Origin of the sequence: Caballeronia choica, assembly GCF_001544535.1 — a bacterium.
GTDB classification, from domain to species: Bacteria; Pseudomonadota; Gammaproteobacteria; order Burkholderiales; family Burkholderiaceae; genus Caballeronia; species Caballeronia choica.
Genome location: NZ_FCON02000026.1, coordinates 65,904 through 83,215, shown reverse-complemented (window position 1 = coordinate 83,215; position 17,312 = coordinate 65,904). Strand labels below are relative to the sequence as shown.

Genomic DNA, 17,312 nt, shown 5'->3' with positions numbered 1-17,312 from the left:
CTGCAGGTTTTTGTCGCGCCGCTGCAGGTTGGCGGCAGCACGGCGCTCACGGCCTACGCGACGCACCCGCTCGATAATGACAACATCAACAATACATATCGCGTCGATAACGCGGTGAAGTACACGACGCTAAGCTATGCGGGTTTTCAGGCGGAGGCGATGTACGCTTTCTCGAACTCAGGAAACTTCGCTGTCAACCGCGCCTACAGCTTCGGTGCGGGATACGTGAACGGGCCCATTTCCCTGGGTGCAGCCTATGTGCGTTTGGCCAATCCGGCGTTCAAGGGCGACACAGTGGGCGCCATTCCGTCGGACAACTTCTATAGTGCCTCCACGATGCCCGCCCTGGCCAGCGCCGAGACCGTTCAGCAGTGGGGCGCGGGCGGCACCTACGCCTTCGGCGCAGCGACGATTGGCCTGTTGTATACCGGGGCGCTCTTTGGCAATCCGGCCCGCGGCTCGCTGTTCTCGGGCGCGACTGGCAGCGGGGGAGGCACCGGATCGGTACGCTTTGAAAATGGTGAAGCCAGCCTTCGCTACAAGTTCACGCCAGCATTGCAGGCGGCGATCGGCGAGACGTATACCCACGTAACTCAGGGATCGGGCTCGGGCAACTATTGGCAGGCCAGCGCGGGCGTACAGTACTTCCTTTCGAAACGGACGGACATCTATTTGAACGGCTTTTATCAAAAGACGTCGCAGCACCTGCACGCATGGATCGAAGCGATCGGCGCTCCGTCGACCACCGAGACGCAAGTGGCCGCCGTGGTAGGGATCCGCCACAAGTTCTAGTTTGGCGATCCGCGCGCGAAGCTGATGCGCGAAACGTGTCACGAAGTGCTTGAAGAACTCGGCCTGCACGACGACCCGCTCTTCAAGCTCGCGATGGAACTGGAAAAGATCGCGCTGGAAGACGAATACTTCGTATCGCGCAAGCTGTACCCGAACGTCGACTTCTACTCGGGTATCGTGCAGCGCGCTCTGGGCATCCCGACGTCGATGTTCAGGTGCATCTTCGCGATGGCGCGCACAGTCGGCTGGATCGCGCAGTGGAACGAGATGATTGCCGACCCGGAACAGAAGATCGGCCGGCCGCGCCAGTTGTTTATCGGGAACGCTCAACGGGCTGTGGCTTCCCGGTGACGAGTGACACGCGGGCCTGGCGTGAGCCGAGATGTCGCGCAAAAATGGATCGCCGATCGCCCACGTTAGAGTCTTGACAAGCACGAACCGGCAATTGGGCCGGTGGACTATGGCGACGGGATACGTGTAAGGCAATCTGGCGGCGTCATGAACAGTTCGCCGGCCGCGTTGCTCGAGCGGTCGACCTGCTGCGTACGCGTAGAGTGGCCGGGGTGTTTACGACTACAAGACCAGTCATGCCTGATCTGTCGCTCCGCCCCGGAGGGAAAATGCTGCACGGTCACGAATTATTCCGAGAGCGAGCGTTCCGCTCGCCACCCGATAGAGATCCAGGAGGCGACCCGTGGCCGAGTGCCACGCGCCCCGACTCGACATGATGTGTGTTCTGGCCGAACGCGCTGGGCTTGCCGACCTTGCCGAATTCCGCGTTTGCGAGGACGCGACGGCGGAACCGCACGCTACGCGCGCAAAGTTCGATGTACAAGCGGGCGTGAGGCTGGCATAGGTCAGTGCAGTTGCATGCCATTGATTGGTCCCACTGCTAAGCCGTGGTAGATTACATTTCTCGATCCACATTGGCCGGTCACTGCGCGCACAATGTCCGGCAATTACACTACGCTTGCGCCCCTGGGTGAGCGTCTTGTCGACTTTCCGCGAAAAGTATTCACAACCGACGAAGGAGTCGATCCTCTCTGATGGCCGTCGAGCGCAATACCTCCCTCGGCCTTTTGACCAAGATTGGCTGTCAGGCGCGATATTGTTGGTTGGTCGTGAGATCAGCGGGATCGAGAGCCTTTATACAAATCCTTCAAAAAGGCGCACCGGTCCCTAGACTCGTTGACCGAAGCGGTATTCACTACGCGGGATCGGTAGATCTCAAAGCTACGAAGGTCTTGGATTCCCGGACTTGACCGGCGTTAGCCCGCTAACAAGGATTTCCCTGCGCAAATCGGGTCGCGGAGGTAGTAATGTTTGTCCATTCGCTCAATCGGTATCCTGTCAAGGGCCTTTCGGCAGAGCGCCTGCCGAGCGTAGAATTGATCGCCGCCCACGGTTTTCCTCTCGATAGAGCCTTTGCTATCACAGACGGCTCCTTCATGTTCGACCCACAGCAACCGACGCCGGAGCCGAAAACCAAATTCTTGATGCTCGCGAAGTACGAGCGCTTGGCGAAACTGAAGACGCGCTATTTCGAAGACTCAGGCGAGCTCGAAGTGCGGCATGGCGATGCAACCGATCGCTATGACCTCTCTTCTGACGCTGGTCGAGAAAGTGTTGCCGCGTTCATGCGCGACTTTCTGGCGACGCCGTTTCCTGGAGAGCCGAAGGTCGTACATGCGCCCGGCCATCAATTCACGGACGTCAGTGTCCACTCGGTCGCGCTAATGCGAAGCATCTCGTTGATCAACCTCGCAACGGTACGTGACCTTGGCGAGCGAGTTGGTATGGAGCTCGATCCAATCCGCTTTCGTGCGAATGTCTATTTCGAAGGCGCACCCGCGTGGAGCGAGCTGGAGTGGCTGGGCCGAGAACTTGTAATTGGAGACGCGAGGTTGAAGATCGTTCGACGCACGAAGCGGTGTGCAGCAACGAGTGTCGACCCGGCGACCGGCGAGCGCGGTCTAAATCTTCCGCTTGCTATCCGGGAGTACGTCGTGCATGGCGACCTCGGCGTATACGCAGAGGTGGTAAAGGGCGGACCGATTTCACCGCACGATGCGATCGAACTTGTGAGCGACGACGGATTAGAGCCGACAGCAGACTAAGTAGGCGTCGGGACTTCCGCCGCACCCGGGAAACCTAGCGAAGGTGCTTGAGTGAGCGAGAGCGCGAGCCTGCGCTCATTGGTCGATCTTTGGGCGCGGTTTTCGAATGTCGGATTGGAGAAAGGGTGATTCCACAAAAGCGGTTGATCTGGGAAAATTGGCCCGCCGACATGTCCTCGGAAAAGCTCCGCTTTCTAGCGTAGATTCAAATGCCCGCTCTCGGGCGGCCTAAGCTTACTTGGCATCGATCCCCGGCGCCGAAGACTGCGATGGCGACGATCCCCGCATCCGATACGTTGTCGCGCAGCCTCGTGGCGATCCGGTCCGTCACCTTGAAGAAACCGAGGCGCACAGAAAATGAAGGTCGCAAAAAAGGGAAAACATGCTCGGAGTATCGAACGATGCTCCTGACGTCGCAGATACGCGGCCGATCGTATCGACGCTTGATGTAAAAGCGGGCGAAGCAGCAAAGCCGTAGCACAGGTACCGGCTATTGCTGGTCGACGACGATCCAGCGGCACGCGAAGCGACCTGCGACATTCTGTCGACGCCCGGACATGTTGTGGTTCAAGCGGCGTCGGCCGAAGACGCGCTTCAGGCGTTCGCAGACGAGCGCTTCGACGCCGTCCTCACGGACATCACATTGACGGGCATGTCGGGAATCGAGCTTGCAAGCAAGCTTGTCGAGATGCGGTACGAGGGTGCAATTGTATTCGTGTCCGGCTGCGAGCCGCCGGTCATCAGCGATACTCGCTATATTCACGAATCGCTGCCCAAGCCATATTCGATCGAACAATTGCAGCAGGTGATCGATCGCGTTTGCCAAGCCGCGGCCGAAAGAGCCGGGCGACCATAGACTTCGATTCAGCGGAGCTTGCGTCGGTCCCCTCAGTTGCTCATGAACGCCAATTCGCTTGCGACACCAATCGCGGACTTCTACGCGGATACGACGTGATGCTGCCAAGGACGGAGCCGGCACCCTTGGTTCGAGTCTAAAATACCCCTTCAAATCTCTACCTGCGCTCCCAGTTCGATGACCCGATTGGGAGGAATCTTGAAGTAATCAGCCGCGTCGCGGGCGTTGCGAGACATCGCAGCATACAAGGCCTCCCGCCATAGCGCCATGCCGGCTTTCGGCGTGGCGAGGACTGTCTGGCGGGCGATAAAGAAGGAGGTTTGCATCGGGTCAATCGAGAGTCCTGCGTGCCGACCTTTTTGCAAAGCGTTCGGTATGTCGCGCTCATCCGAGAATCCATAGAAGACGTTGACTTGATAGCAGTTGTGTCCAAGCGGGACCACCTTGATGCGTTCCCTATCCGGAATCCTGGGGATGTCGGTAGCGAACACAGTCAAAAATATCGTTCGTTCATGCAGCACCTGGTTATGCAACAGGTTATGCAGCAGCGCATGCGGAACGCCGTCACCTTCAGCACGGAAAAAGACGGCTGTGCCAGGGACGCGTAGCGGTGGATTGATGAATAGCGACTGGAGGAAGTCGTCGAGAGGGATGAGTTGGCGTTGGAGGCTTTGGAAAACCAGTTCGCGCCCCCTTCGCCACGTCAGCATGAGCATGACCATTAGCGCACTGATTGTCAGCGTAAACCAGCCGCCGCTAATGATTTTCAAACTCGTGGAAGAGAACAAAGCTACGTCGATCATCAAAAAGAATCCGGTCGCTGCGACCGACAGCAACAACGCGAACTTCCAGCCGAAGCGAACAACGAAGAACGTGAGCAGCGTCGTTGTCAACATGGTAGCGGTCGCAGCAATGCCATAGGCCGAGGCCAAATTGGAAGACGAGCCGAATCCCACGACGGCCAAAATGACAGCCGCGAGCTGTAGCCAATTGACGAGTGGGATGTAGATTTGCCCCTTTTGGCTTTCAGAGGTCTGGCGGATGCGCATACGGGGCAGGAAGCCCAGGGCAATAGCTTGCTGAGTCACTGAAAATGCACCCGAGATTGTCGCCTGCGATGCGATAACAGTCGCCATCGTCGAGAGCACTACGAGCGGATAGACGCTCCAAGGGCCAAGTTGCAGAAAAAAAGGATTTGAAACCGCCGCCGGGTTCGATAACAACAAGGCGCCTTGCCCGAGGTAATTGAGTGCCAGCGCGGGAGCGACGATAGAGAACCAGGCCAGGCGAACTGTCTTCTTGCCAAAATGGCCCATATCAGCATACAGCGCTTCGGCACCGGTGAGCGCCAGGACAACCGCACCGAGGGCGACGAAGGCGAACCACCCGTTGTGAATGAGGAAGCCGAGGGCGTGGAGCGGATTGAAGGCAATCAGAATGACCGGGTTCTTAGCGATATTAGCGATGCCCATCGCAGCAAGCGTAATGAACCAGACCAGGACAATCGGGCCGAACCATTTTCCGATACCGGCTGTGCCCCTGCGCTGCACCAAGTATAGTGCAACCAGAACGGCCAACGTCACAGGGATAACATACGGCTTAAGACCAGGCGCGGCCACTTCCAACCCTTCAATGGCCGACAAGACTGAAATGGCTGGCGTAATCACGCCGTCGCCGAAAAACAGCCCCGCGCCGACCATGCCAAGCAGCATCACCGGATAGTACCAGCGGGATTTCTGAGTGACCGACGATAGCGCTAACGCGGTCATCGCCATAATCCCGCCTTCACCTCGGTTGTCCGCCCGCAAAACAAGAGTTACGTACTTGAGCGAAATCACGATTATGAGGCCCCACAAAATCAGCGAGACCACCCCCAGCACATTGACAGGGACAGGCGAAAGACCGTGATGCTTCGCGAATACCTCCTTCATGGTGTAAAGCGGACTGGTTCCAATGTCGCCGTATACAATTCCAATGGCAGCGAGCGTCAGCGCAGCAATGCTACTTTTATTGGAGTCTGTGGTCACGACGCCGCCTCATTGTTGAGCCTCAAAGCATCTATCGGCAGAGCAAACTGCGGCTCCAGCCCACTTCAACTTCCGCAACCGTCGCATCGCATCGGACCGAAACCGACCTCCGCTTTACGTCCCGGCAGTTCGCCGCGGCGCCGCTTCCCACCTTGTGATGGTCATTATAGGCGGGCGCCATTTCCTGCCAGCTCTGAATCCGTAGCCGCGATATTTGCGCAAGTGTATGCATGCGGGTCGGCAGGACGCTGCATGGAAGTCTGCGCACTCTAAAGTAAGACGTTGGCTTTCCGATAACTCATGGTTGGGATGGAGATTTTTTCGGGAGCAGGGCGTGTTCGATGCTGCCGCCGGTAGGTGTGCGACGCGGGCGATGAACTCCACGTTTCGGAATCGAACAGGTCGAATGGATAACCTATCGCGAGAAGTCTGCCCGCATGGTGCGCGTGCGCCTCGCGGCCGTCCGCGCGGTTTCTGGATCAAGCCCCGCGTCCTGCCGATGGCGACGGCCTGCGTCCGGTTTTGTGCGCCGAGATTCGAGTTGATCTTGCGCAGGAGCGACTTCACCCTCAGTTCCGAGACGAACAGCTTTTCCTCATTGCAGTCATCCATCGACTTGCCAGTGATCCATTGGCGCCGTCTGAAGCGAGGTTCACGCAAGAAGCCGGGCGATGAGATCGGATGTCGCCCGCACTTCATACTTTCGCAGCAGGCTTGCGCGATGGATGTCGACCGTGCGTGGGCTGATGTTCAATTCCTTGCCGATCTCCTTGCTCGTCAAGCCGTGCACGAGCAACGCGGCGACGTCGCGCTCGCGCTCCGTCAACGTGCTCGCGACGTCAGTCTGCTTTGCGTTGTCCGACAGGTCGGCAAAAGTCCAGATAGCCAGTTCGAAAGGCCGCTTCGGGTTATAGCCGAAGCCGCATACAGTAACCCAGAAATGACTGCCGTCGATGCGACGCATGATGCGGTCGTCGCTGAACACCGCGCGCTTCGCGATTAGCGGCGCGAGGCGCCGACCGGTCGTCGCGAAGTCTTTCTGCTGGGGATAAAGCTTCGAGAAGGACTGGTCGACGATGTCGCTGCGTTCCGCCCTGAACAGTTCCAGAGCTCTCGTATTGCAGTCCACCATGATTCGCTCTCTGGCCACGATGACTGCGACTGGCAGATGCCTGAAGAGGTCCTCGTAGTCGAGACTGGACATCGTGTCGGTCATGTGCGGCATGTTGTATATCGGCGTGGATTGCGTTCTGAGCACGGCTTGTGTGTACGTAGGCTCCTATGTGAGTGTAGCGCGCGGGCCAACGGTCACGCGACGTGAAAGACGCAGCAATCGTGACTTCCGCCCGCACATTGCGATTCGATTGCCTTCGAGCGCGGTCCTGTTGCCGTGCCGGCAGGAGCGGTGTCATTGAGCCAATCCATCGCGCCGGCGAACCAGCCCGCGAACATGTAGCAGAGTGTTCCGTGCTTGCTCGGCTGTGCAAGCACGATTGACGAATGACGCAGATGGATGCGCGCACGCGACGTCGCCGGGTCGGCTTCGACGATGCTCAACAAGCCCCAGCCGCGCTGCGACAAGCGCATCAGAGAGTGCTCGAACACCGCCATGCCGCTGACGCTTCGCGGCCGAGGGCTTCTTCGACAGCAATATGATTGTTCGTGAAGAAGTGGCGCGGCACATAGAGCATCGGCAGCGCGTCGGTGGTCCAGACGCCGGTTTGCGGATCGACGTCGATAGGCAATTGAGGCTGCATGACGGGTTCGTATTCTCGGTTCCATTCAGCCGTTCCAGACTTCGCCGAATACGCGCAGCCAGTTATCTCCCATCACCTTCTTGATGCGCGATTCGCTCCAGCCAGCGCGTTCCATCGCGGACGTCAGGTTCGAGAATTCACCGATCGTCCGAATGCCCTCCGGATTGACGACCTTGCCGAAGTCCGTCAGACGACGATAGCGGCCTTTGTCGTGCGTGATCCAGTCGAAGAACTCGGTGCTGTAACCCTGCGTGAAGTCGGTGCCGATGCCGACCTTGTCTTCGCCGATCACATCGATTACATATTCGATCGCTTCGAGATAATCTTCGACGGTCGCGTCCGCGCCCCGTCGAAGAAACGGCATGAACATCGTCACGCCGACGAAGCCGTCGGCTTCAGCGATCTCGCGCAGTTGATCGTCTGTCTTGTTGCGCGGATGTTCTTTCAATCCGGATGGGCAGCAATGCGAGTACGTGACGGGCTTCTTCGAGCACGCGATGGCGTCCGAGGATGTCTTCGCGCCGACGTGCGAAAGATCCACCATGATGCCGACGCGATTCATCTCCTGGATCACTTCGCGGCCGTATCCAGACAATCCGCCGTCCGGTTCGTAAGAGCCGGTGCCGACAAGATTCTGCGTGTTGTAGCAAAGCTGCACGACATTCACGCCGAGTTCCTTGAACACTTCGATATAGCCGAGGTTGTCCTCGAACGCATAGGAGTTCTGAAAGCCGAAGATGATGCCGGTCTTGTTCGCCTTCTTCGCGCGCACGATGTCGTCGGTCGTGCGCACGAGCGTGAGGATTTCGCTGTATTCGCGGATCTGCCGTTTCATTTCCGCGATGTTGTCGATGGTTTTCTGGAAGTCGTCCCAGACGGAGACCGTGCAGTTCACGGCCGTGACTCCGCCCTTGCGCATGTCTTCGAACACGGAGCGCTCGAACTTCGATATGTTCAGACCGTCGATGATGATGCTCGAATCGTGAAGGCTGCTCATTGCTTTTATCCGATCAGTATGCATGTACGAGTCGAAAGGGAACCGCGCGCTCAGGAGATTCGTTCGAATGTGTGATTGACCGAGGCGGCGTTGCTCGGGCTGTCGGTGGCGGGACCGGCTTCTTCAAGTGCGGTCTTCGATGTTTCATGCAGCGCGAGGCCGCCGATCATCGAGAAGATCGACACCGCGATCAGGTAGTACGCGGGCGACAGATTCGTTCCGGTGGCGGAGATCAACCATGTCGCGACCAGCGGCGCGGTGCCGCCGAAGATCGTGTACGCCAGGTTGTAGGTGATCGCGGACGCGGTGTATCGCGTCTTCGTTGCGAATACTTCCGACATGAGCGGTGCGGTCACCACGCCCGAGAGCACGGCGCCGATGGCGAGGAGCGCCACACCAGCCAACGACTGCGACAAGACACCCGATCCACCCAGCGCGAAGGCGGGATAAACCGACGCGATGATGAAGATGCAGGTGCTCGCGATCGTCGCCCGGCGGCCCACCAGGTCGGAGAAGAAGCCGGCGAGCGGGCACAAGGCCGCAGCGAAGAGAAGGGCGAGGACGGTCACCAGCAGCGAGGTGCCGCGAGACAGATGGCCGACCACTTGAAGATAGGTCGCGAAGTACGTCGTGAACGTGTAGAACGACAGGGCTGTGACCGATACGAAGGCGCCGAGCTTCAAGATGTTCCGAGACTGGGAATGCAGGGTTTCCACCAAGGGCGCGTGCGCAACTTCCTTCTTTCCTTCGAGCGCCTGAAATGCGGGCGTTTCGTTTAAATTGACGCGCAGGTAGACGCCGATGAGACCGACCGGCGCCGCGATCAGAAACGGAATGCGCCAACCCCAGTCGACCATCGCTTGCGACGACAACGAGGATTCGAGCAAATACGCAACAACGGCCGCGCAAGCGAACGATGAGAAAGTCGAAACCGGAACGAAGCTGCCGAAGAACGCGCGACGACGACGTGGAGCATGTTCCATCACGTAAGCGCAAGCCCCCGCGTACTCGCCGCCTGCGGAAAATCCTTGAACGCAGCGAATGATCGTAAGCAGGAGCGGCGCCCAGTAGCCGATGCTCGCGTAAGTCGGGAGAACGCCGATCAACGTCGTCGAGCCGGCCATCAGCAGGATCGTGAAAGCGAGTGTTCGCTTGCGGCCGATCCGGTCGCCGACGACCCCAAAGAAGAGGCCGCCCAGCGGACGGAATGCGAACGCGACCGCAAATACCGCGAACGTTTTCAGAAGCCCGACAGTAGGGTCGCCACTGGGAAAGAACTCCCGCGTCAGGATGGTTGCCAGAAATCCGTACGCGGCGAAATCGAACCATTCGACAAAATTTCCAATTGAAGCCGCCGCGATAACTCTTCGTAGCGTCTTGGTGTCCACCTGTTGAGTGTCGTGAGCTGGCATTGTTCCTCTCCTGTTTGAATGTCGGTTCGTTCCGGTATCAAAAGCAGGGTAGAGGCTCAAATTACCTAGGTCCATACGTGTCAATTACCTAGGTGATCACGTCCAGTGGCGAGGAAGCGGCGCAGCGTTCGCGACAAGAACCATGGAAATTCGACGCGGGTTCAACAAACGTATGAGACCGCTTCGTGTCCAGCGTCCGTCTTGCAAATTCCCACCTTCGAACTCGACGGGGCAATATTCGATCCTGCAGCGGTGCGGCGCCGCACGTTCGGAGCCGTACAGAGGCCAAACGAGCGTCCGCTCTTCCGCCCCTGATACGGACGAAACTCGGTGCTCACTTGGAACGGATCGGTAGGGCATGACAACTGTGCTTGCCCAGAAAGTGACGCCAAGAGAGGGTAAAGTGTCTGGCTGACCGACGTCGGCCATCATCAGGATAGCGGACATCCTACCCCGGCCGCAGGCAATGAAAAATTTCTTGCAATTCTGCTTTAAATAGCCTTCACTCGATCAAAGGGTTTGTGCCAAATCGCGCGCAGACGCGATTGAAATCCGCCGGTTCGCAACACTAGCCTTCCTACATTTGTCGCACGCTGCAATATCATTAGTATGACGTATGAATATCAATAATAGGACGTCGCATGCAGTCATGCACGTAAATTCAATAGAGGCTTGATCGAGTGCGTCGGAAGCAATGACTTTACAGCGCCGAGAGTTCGTCGCCGACAATCCGCGCGCCCATCCCTGGTGCCAGTTGTTCAGATGGCCAAGGTCATAGCTTGCCGAATCGGTTAGCAGCCCCCAGCCCCAACGGGGTCTTTCTGATTGCGTCTCTGATCCAACAATATCGCTAAAGACGTTCGCGCCTGAGATCAATCACGGGTGCGTCGTCCTTGCGTCGAGCCGGGCATTCATTGATCGAAAATCCGACGGACCGTGCCCCGGTATTACGTCCGGTGAGCCTGACGGCTTGCATGGCGGATTATCACGACATTTTGCGCTTTAAAACTTGCCCGCGACTAACTAAACTGGTTTTTGTATGTCTTGGATGGCACGACCCTGCGCTCGTCGCTACGATGGCGCCGCCATGCGAAAATACTTAGATTGGCGCATCGGTACTGAAAACTCACTCGAGCGAAGATTAATCCATTAGACATGCTATTTTGTTTGAAGAAACAGATTCAGGCATGGAAGACCAACGCAACGTGGAGCGGATTGACTCCGCATGCATTTGCGTGACGTGCGTCACGCAAACTTGGCGAACTCGTGCCGACGATAACCCGGGTCGATACGGTCCCGCAATTTGAGTCATTGACGTCCACGGAATCGGGACAAGCCGGATAAACGCTCATGCAAGCAACTCCGTTGGTGGCATCCACATTCTGGTCCCCGTGCACGACGCATGCGTTGCTGGGCAACACTGAGGCTATGCGCAGCGCCAAGGCGTTCGTGCTCAAGGTGGCGCGCTCCGAGATCAACGTGCTGCTGACCGGCGAAACCGGCACCGGCAAGGAGTGCGTCGCGCAGTCTATCCATCGACAGAGTGCGCGCTCGAACGGCCCCTTCATGCCAGTCAACTGCGCTGCATTGCCGGACGCGCTATTGGAAAGCGAACTGTTCGGGTTCGAGCGTGGGGCCTTCACGGGGGCGCAAGCCGCGTACGAAGGCAAGTTCCGCGCCGCGAAGGGAGGCACGCTGTTTCTCGACGAGATCGGCGAAATGAGCCTCTATGCGCAGGCGAAGATACTGAGAGCACTCGAAAGCCGCGAGGTCTATCCGCTGGGCAGCAAGCGGGCGATCGCGCTCGATGTGCGGGTCGTCGCCGCTACCAACCAGGATCTCGGCGAGCTCGTCGCGGCGAACCGCTTTCGCAAGGATCTCTATTACCGCTTGAACGTCGCCCGCATCCACTTGCCGCCGTTGCGCGAGCGCAGGGCGGACATCCCGATGCTGCTGCGCCACTTCCTTTCGGAAATGAATGCCCGCCACGCCCAGGGCGTGCGTGAGTTCACCGCCGCGGCGCTGTCATGCGTCATGAACCATGACTGGCCGGGCAATGTGCGCGAGCTGCGCAATCTGCTCGAAGTCGTGTTCGTCGATCCGCCCGAGCACACCGTGGATCTGTGCCATCTGCCCGACAGCTTGCGTACGACGACGGGGCCTGCCGCCGCGGACGTAACGAGGCTGGAGCGCAGCCGGATTCTTTCGGCGCTGATCGCGGCACAGTGGAACAAGACGCTGGCGGCGCGCGAGCTGCGGTGTTCCCGCATGACCCTCTATCGCAAGATGTCGCGCTATGGCATCGCGGAATCGTCCCCGTCACAGGTGAGACAGCGTGTGACACCCGCTGTGACACCTCACAAAGCCCCGGATGCGGGTCCGCCACGCTGCGCGGGTGTCACATCGCACAGGTGACACCCGCGCGAATTCCGGCGCTGGCGCACCGCGTCGCGTTCTCGCGCCCTGCTTTTTCGATCAACGCTTTCGCTGCCTGATCGCGCATGATCCGGCGCCTTGGCATGCCGCTCGCTTTTCAAGCGCACGAAGCGGCGCGCACTGGCGACGCTCGTGCCCATGGAGACGCCAACCATGACGACCTACACCTTCCCGGGTGTGTACATCGAAGAAGTGCCGAGCGGCATCCACACCATCGTGGGCGTGGCCACGTCCATCACCGGATTCATCGGCTGGGCCGCGCAGGGGCCGACCACGCAGGCCACCCTGGTGCAGAGCTGGCCGGAGTTCCAGCGCGTCTTCGGCGGGCTCGACTCCCGCAGCACGCTCGGCTACAGCGTCAACCAGTTCTTCAACAACGGCGGACAGCAGGCTTATATCGTCCGTCTCGTGGACTCGGCGACGGCGGGTTCGGCCAAGGTCAGCGTGCCCGATACGAGCGGCGGCACGGCCTTCGTGGCGACGGCGTCCAGCCCCGGCATGTGGGCAACGTTCTATGGCGTGCGCATCGTGGCCAAGCCGGGCGATGCGACGCGCTTCTCCGTGCTCGTCACCTACACGCCCGCCGGCGGCAGTGAATCGATCGTCGAGAGTTTCACGAATCTCTCGAACGACACCGCCGATCCGCAAGGGCGCTATGTGGGCAGCGTCGTCAACAGCGGATCGAGCTTCATCCAGCTGAGCAGCATCACGACGGTGGCGCCGAAGCCCAATCCGCCCGGAGGCGGCTCGCCGCCGTCCCCGTACACGCTCGCCGGCTCGAGTCTCGACGGCAACGTGCTGACGCCGGGCACATCCGCATTCCACAAGGCGCTCAACGCCGACAACACCGGAAGCGGCGGGGTCTTCCTGCTGGACCGGGTCGACCTCTTCAACCTGCTGTGCGTGCCGGCCGAGACCGACGCGGCCACGATCGCCCTGCTTCAGGGCTACTGCCGTGCGCACCGCGCCTTCCTGATCGTCGATTCCGATCCGACGGTGAGCCTCGCCACGTTCGAGGCCAACGGGCCAAACAGCCAGATCACCGGCAAGGATTCGATCAACTCGGCGCTCTACTACCCTTGGGTCGACGCGCCCGACCCGCTGCAGCAGGGACGCATCGCTTCCTATCCGCCGTGCGGGTTCGTCGCCGGCATCTACGCATCGACTGACGCCTCGCGGGGCATCTGGAAGGCGCCCGCGGGTGTCGACGCGAGCCTCACGGGTGCGACCGGACTGGTCATCCCGCTGACCGACCTCGAAAACGGCACGCTGAACATCATGGCCGTCAACTGTCTGAGAAGTTTCAGGGTGTACGGCAACGTGGTGTGGGGCGCACGTACCCTGCAAGGCAACGACCAGGTGGGTTCCGAATGGAAGTACGTGCCGGTCCGGCGGCTCGCGCTCTACCTGGAGGAATCGCTCTATCGCGGCACGCAGTGGGCGGTGTTCGAGCCGAACGACAACCCGCTGTGGGCGCAACTGCGGCTGAACGTCGGCGCCTTCATGCATGATCTCTACACCAAGGGCGCGTTCCAGGGCGCATCGGCGCGCGAGGCGTACTTCGTCAAGTGCGACGGCCAGATCACCACCCAGAACGACATCAACATGGGCGTGGTGAACGTGTGGGTCGGATTCGCACCGTTGCAGCCAGCGGAGTTCGTGGTGCTGCAGATCCAGCAGATGGCCGGTCAGGTGCAGACCTAGGAGAACGCGATGGCACAGTTCAGCGTCAACACGTCCCGCTTCGATCCCTACAAGAACTTCAAGTTTCGCATCAAGTGGGGCGGCCGCTACGTGGCGGGAATCAGCAAGTGCAGCGCGCTCAAGCGCACCACGGAAGTGGTCGAGCACCGCGAAGGCGGCGACCATTCGAGCTCGCGCAAATCGCCGGGACGCAGCAAGTACGAGGCGATCACGCTCGAGCGCGGCGTCACCCACGATCCCGAGTTCGAGCAGTGGGCCAACAAGGTCTGGAACTATGTCGGCGGCGCCGGCAAGGAAGTCTCGCTGCAGGATTTCCGCAAGGACATCATCCTCGAGTTCTACAACGAGGCGGGGCAGCTCGCCATCGCCTACAAGGTCTACCGCTGCTGGGTGTCCGAATACCAGTCGCTGCCCGATCTAGACGCCAACGCCAACGCCGTCGCCATCCAGCACCTGAAGCTCGAAAACGAAGGCTGGGAGCGCGACTACGACGTGGTCGAGCCGCAGGAGCCGAGCTTTACCGAACCGCCGGTCGGGTGATCCATGCAACCTCTGGACGACGCGTTGCTGCTCGACATCTGGGCCCGGCGGGACGCTCGCCGTCGCGCCGACTGCGACGACTGCGCCGACCTGTTGGCGAGCGTGCGCATGGCGGGCGACGCGCACCTCGACGAATGGCCGCTCGGGCGCTGCCAGACGGCGCTGCTCGAGCTGCGTTGCGCCACGTTCGGCGCGACGCTCGAAGCCGCGATGGACTGTCCGCAATGCGGCGCGCGGCTCGAATTCGAGCTCGATGGCGATGCGCTTTTGAAGATCCAGCGCGACGGTTCGGCCGATCACGCCGACGCTCCAGCGCTTTGCGTGCAGGGCCTGGGGTTCCGCCTGCCGACGCGCCGTGACCTCGTCGCCGTGAGCGGCCTCGGCGACGAGCGCGACGCGGTCGTCGCGCTCGCGCGCTCGTGCTGCATCGACGATCCGGCCCGCGTCGAGTGGACCGAGGCCCTGCTGGCATCGCTCGACGCCGCATTCGAGGCCGCCGATCCGTTGGGCAACCTTCAACTGAGCCTCGCGTGTCCCGACTGCTGCTGCGTCTGGGACCAGCCGCTCGATCTGCCCAGATATTTTCGCGAAGAGATTGACGTGCGCGCCCGTGCGCTGCTGGTCGAAGTCCATCGGCTTGCGCGTGCTTATGGATGGTCGGAACGGGACATCCTCGGGATGGCGCCCGCGCGCCGCAAGGCCTATCTGGAACTGCTCGCATGAAAGGCTATCTGGCGAACATGGTGCGGGCCGCGCGGCGCGGCCAGGACGGCTCGGGCGAAGCGCTGCCGCGTCCCCGGCGTGACCTGCTCGCGCTCTTCGACTCGACACCGTCGCTGGACGGACCGGATCACGAATCCACCCCCGTCGCCGCGAACCGGCAGGACGCCGGACCGGGCGCTGCGGCGCCCGCCGTGCGTGCGGCGGCCGCCCAGCCGGAGGTTCTCCCCGGCGGCGCCGCCGCCCGGCATTCCGCGCACGACGGGGCGCAGGCGGCCGCCGCGCCGGCCACGAACCCCATGGCCGCCGTGCGCCATGACGAGGCGCCCCGACACGTCCTGACGCTGCGCGACCCGCATGACGTCAGCGCACCGTCGCCGGATGCGGCCGCCGCGCCGCGCGAGCCGTCGGAGGCTGCGCCACGCGAGCAGCCTTGGCCCGCCGCGCGCGCACAAGCGCTCGGCGAATGGCGGGCCGCCGCGGCGCCGTCCGCGGTCCGCGCCGCGCCCGGCGGGATGGCGCAGCCGGTGGCGGCGTTGCCGGAAGTCCACGTCACGATCGGGCGCATCGAAGTCAGCGCGGAACTCGCGGCGCCGGTGAACAGGTCCACGCCGCCCCGGCGGCAGACGGCGATGTCGCTTGCCCAGTATGAGGCGAAGCGGCGCGGGGCCACGCGATGAGCACCTCCTACGCGGTGGCAGGCGTCACGGCAGTGCTGGAGTACATGCTCACGAACGGCATGGGCGTGCCGCTGGTTACCGGAGGCTCGGGTCAGGTGGTGACGGTGAGCGCCATGCCGCCCGACCTCATCGATTTGACCGTCGCTAACGCAAAGCCCCGCATCAACCTGTTCCTGCATCAGGTCTACCCGAACATGGCCTGGCGCAACCGCGAGTTGCCCTCACGCGACGAGACCGGCCGGCGCATGACCAACCCGCCGCTTGCCATCGACATGCATTACTTCCTCACCGCCTACGGATCGGTGGACCTGGAGGCCGAGGTGCTGCTCGGCTATGCGTTGCAGGTGTTCCACGAGACGCCGGTGCTGTCACGCGACATCGTGCGCGCGGCGCTCAACGGCGGCGGGGTCAGCACGACCTCGGTGGCGTACCAGGGGCCGCTCAGGATCGTGGGGCTCGCCGACCAGTTCGAGCAGTTGAAGATATCGCCGTTCCCGCTCAACACCGAGGAGATGTCGCGCTTCTGGACGGCGATGCAGGCGCATTACCGGCCCACCTTCTCGTTTCAGGTGACCGTGGTGCTGATCCGCCTCGAACAGCCCGCGGTTTCGCCGCTGCCGGTGCTCACGCGCAACGTCACCGCGCAGACGGGCCTGGTTCCGGCAGTGCCAAACGTCACGCGCATCGTGCCGCCGCTCGCGCAGCCGGCCGCGCTGATCGGCGACACCGTCACCGTCGACGGCATCGCGCTGGCCGATCCCGCGCCGCGCATCCTGCTCTCGAATGACAAGTTCGGCATCCGGGAGTCGATCGCCGCCACCGCGCCCAGCACCAGCACCGGCGTGCAGTTCGTGCTGCCGCCGGCCTTGCCGTCGAATCCGGCCGCCAGCTGGCCGGTGGGCGTGTACCAGCTTTCGGTGATGCTGCTCGCGGGCCAGCCCAAGCAGGTGACGACCAACGCGCTGCCGCTCGTGATCGCGCCCGCCATCACCACCGCCTTGCCGATGAGCGTCGCCGGGGCCGGTGGCAGCGTCGCGATCAATCTGAGCGTCGCGCCGCCGGTGCTTCAGGAGCAATCGGTCTCGCTGCTGCTCGGCGCGTCGCAGGTGGCGGCCACGCCGCTCACGGCCACGTCCTCGAATCTGAGCTTCGTCGCGCCGGTGGGTCCGGGCACCTACCTCGCGCGCGTGCAGGTCGATGGCATCGACAGCTTCATCCTCGATCTGAGCGCCAGCCCGCCCGCGTATCTCGACAAGACGATCACGGTGACCTAG

The 17,312-nt window shown here is 61.3% G+C and carries 14 protein-coding genes and 2 pseudogenes; 10 read left to right on the top strand and 6 right to left on the bottom strand.

What is annotated here, in order from left to right; translation table 11 throughout:
• From AWB68_RS14480 to AWB68_RS14465, 4 genes and pseudogenes are all read left to right on the top strand, one after another.
• Nucleotides 1-792 (top strand): porin (locus tag AWB68_RS14480; protein WP_160110016.1); only part of this gene is annotated, 792 nt, incomplete at its 5' end.
• 6 nt (nt 793-798) lie between these two features.
• Nucleotides 799-1,143, top strand: a pseudogene (locus AWB68_RS14475) (citrate/2-methylcitrate synthase); the annotation flags it as partial.
• A 968-nt stretch (nt 1,144-2,111) separates the two neighbouring features.
• Nucleotides 2,112-2,909 (top strand): MOSC domain-containing protein, encoded by a 798-nt coding sequence (locus AWB68_RS14470; RefSeq protein ID WP_087645043.1) that lies wholly within the window; start codon nt 2,112-2,114, stop codon nt 2,907-2,909.
• 493 nt (nt 2,910-3,402) lie between these two features.
• A complete protein-coding gene (locus AWB68_RS14465; RefSeq protein WP_087645042.1) occupies nt 3,403-3,765 on the top strand; it encodes a response regulator in 363 nt (120 codons plus the stop codon).
• A gap of 149 nt (nt 3,766-3,914) precedes the next feature.
• Here AWB68_RS14465 and AWB68_RS14460 read toward each other — a convergent pair whose 3' ends face one another.
• The 6 genes and pseudogenes from AWB68_RS14460 to AWB68_RS14440 all read right to left on the bottom strand — a co-directional run bounded on the left by AWB68_RS14460 (nt 3,915) and on the right by AWB68_RS14440 (nt 9,958).
• Nucleotides 3,915-5,792, bottom strand: coding sequence for a potassium transporter Kup (locus AWB68_RS14460; protein WP_087645041.1), 1,878 nt, complete (start codon nt 5,790-5,792; stop codon nt 3,915-3,917).
• A 652-nt stretch (nt 5,793-6,444) separates the two neighbouring features.
• On the bottom strand, nt 6,445-7,017 hold the full coding sequence (locus tag AWB68_RS14455) for a PAS and helix-turn-helix domain-containing protein (protein ID WP_087645040.1): 573 nt from the start codon (nt 7,015-7,017) through the stop codon (nt 6,445-6,447).
• A gap of 83 nt (nt 7,018-7,100) precedes the next feature.
• A complete protein-coding gene (locus tag AWB68_RS51395) occupies nt 7,101-7,379 on the bottom strand; it encodes a hypothetical protein (RefSeq protein WP_374729575.1) in 279 nt (92 codons plus the stop codon).
• A gap of 21 nt (nt 7,380-7,400) precedes the next feature.
• A pseudogene (locus AWB68_RS51390) lies at nt 7,401-7,549 on the bottom strand (DUF5943 domain-containing protein); the annotation flags it as partial.
• A 25-nt stretch (nt 7,550-7,574) separates the two neighbouring features.
• A complete protein-coding gene (locus AWB68_RS14445) occupies nt 7,575-8,546 on the bottom strand; it encodes a dipeptidase (protein ID WP_087645039.1) in 972 nt (323 codons plus the stop codon).
• A 50-nt stretch (nt 8,547-8,596) separates the two neighbouring features.
• Entirely contained in the window at nt 8,597-9,958 is a 1,362-nt protein-coding gene (locus tag AWB68_RS14440; RefSeq protein WP_087645038.1) for an MFS transporter, read from the bottom strand.
• A 1,407-nt stretch (nt 9,959-11,365) separates the two neighbouring features.
• Here AWB68_RS14440 and AWB68_RS14435 point away from each other — a divergent pair.
• The 6 genes from AWB68_RS14435 to AWB68_RS14410 all read left to right on the top strand — a co-directional run bounded on the left by AWB68_RS14435 (nt 11,366) and on the right by AWB68_RS14410 (nt 17,312).
• Nucleotides 11,366-12,373 (top strand): sigma-54 interaction domain-containing protein, encoded by a 1,008-nt coding sequence (locus AWB68_RS14435; RefSeq protein ID WP_235028332.1) that lies wholly within the window; start codon nt 11,366-11,368, stop codon nt 12,371-12,373.
• Between the two features lie 174 nt (nt 12,374-12,547).
• The gene (locus AWB68_RS14430) at nt 12,548-14,098 is read left to right on the top strand and encodes a phage tail sheath family protein (protein ID WP_087645048.1); all 1,551 of its coding nucleotides are present in this window, start codon (nt 12,548-12,550) and stop codon (nt 14,096-14,098) included.
• A gap of 9 nt (nt 14,099-14,107) precedes the next feature.
• Entirely contained in the window at nt 14,108-14,638 is a 531-nt protein-coding gene (locus AWB68_RS14425; protein ID WP_087645036.1) for a phage tail protein, read from the top strand.
• A 3-nt stretch (nt 14,639-14,641) separates the two neighbouring features.
• On the top strand, nt 14,642-15,361 hold the full coding sequence (locus AWB68_RS14420; RefSeq protein WP_087645035.1) for a hypothetical protein: 720 nt from the start codon (nt 14,642-14,644) through the stop codon (nt 15,359-15,361).
• Nucleotides 15,292-16,038 (top strand): hypothetical protein, encoded by a 747-nt coding sequence (locus AWB68_RS14415; RefSeq protein ID WP_160110015.1) that lies wholly within the window; start codon nt 15,292-15,294, stop codon nt 16,036-16,038. The genes AWB68_RS14420 and AWB68_RS14415 overlap by 70 nt, the downstream gene beginning before the upstream one ends.
• Nucleotides 16,035-17,312, top strand: coding sequence for a Pvc16 family protein (locus tag AWB68_RS14410; RefSeq protein ID WP_087645033.1), 1,278 nt, complete (start codon nt 16,035-16,037; stop codon nt 17,310-17,312). The genes AWB68_RS14415 and AWB68_RS14410 overlap by 4 nt, the downstream gene beginning before the upstream one ends.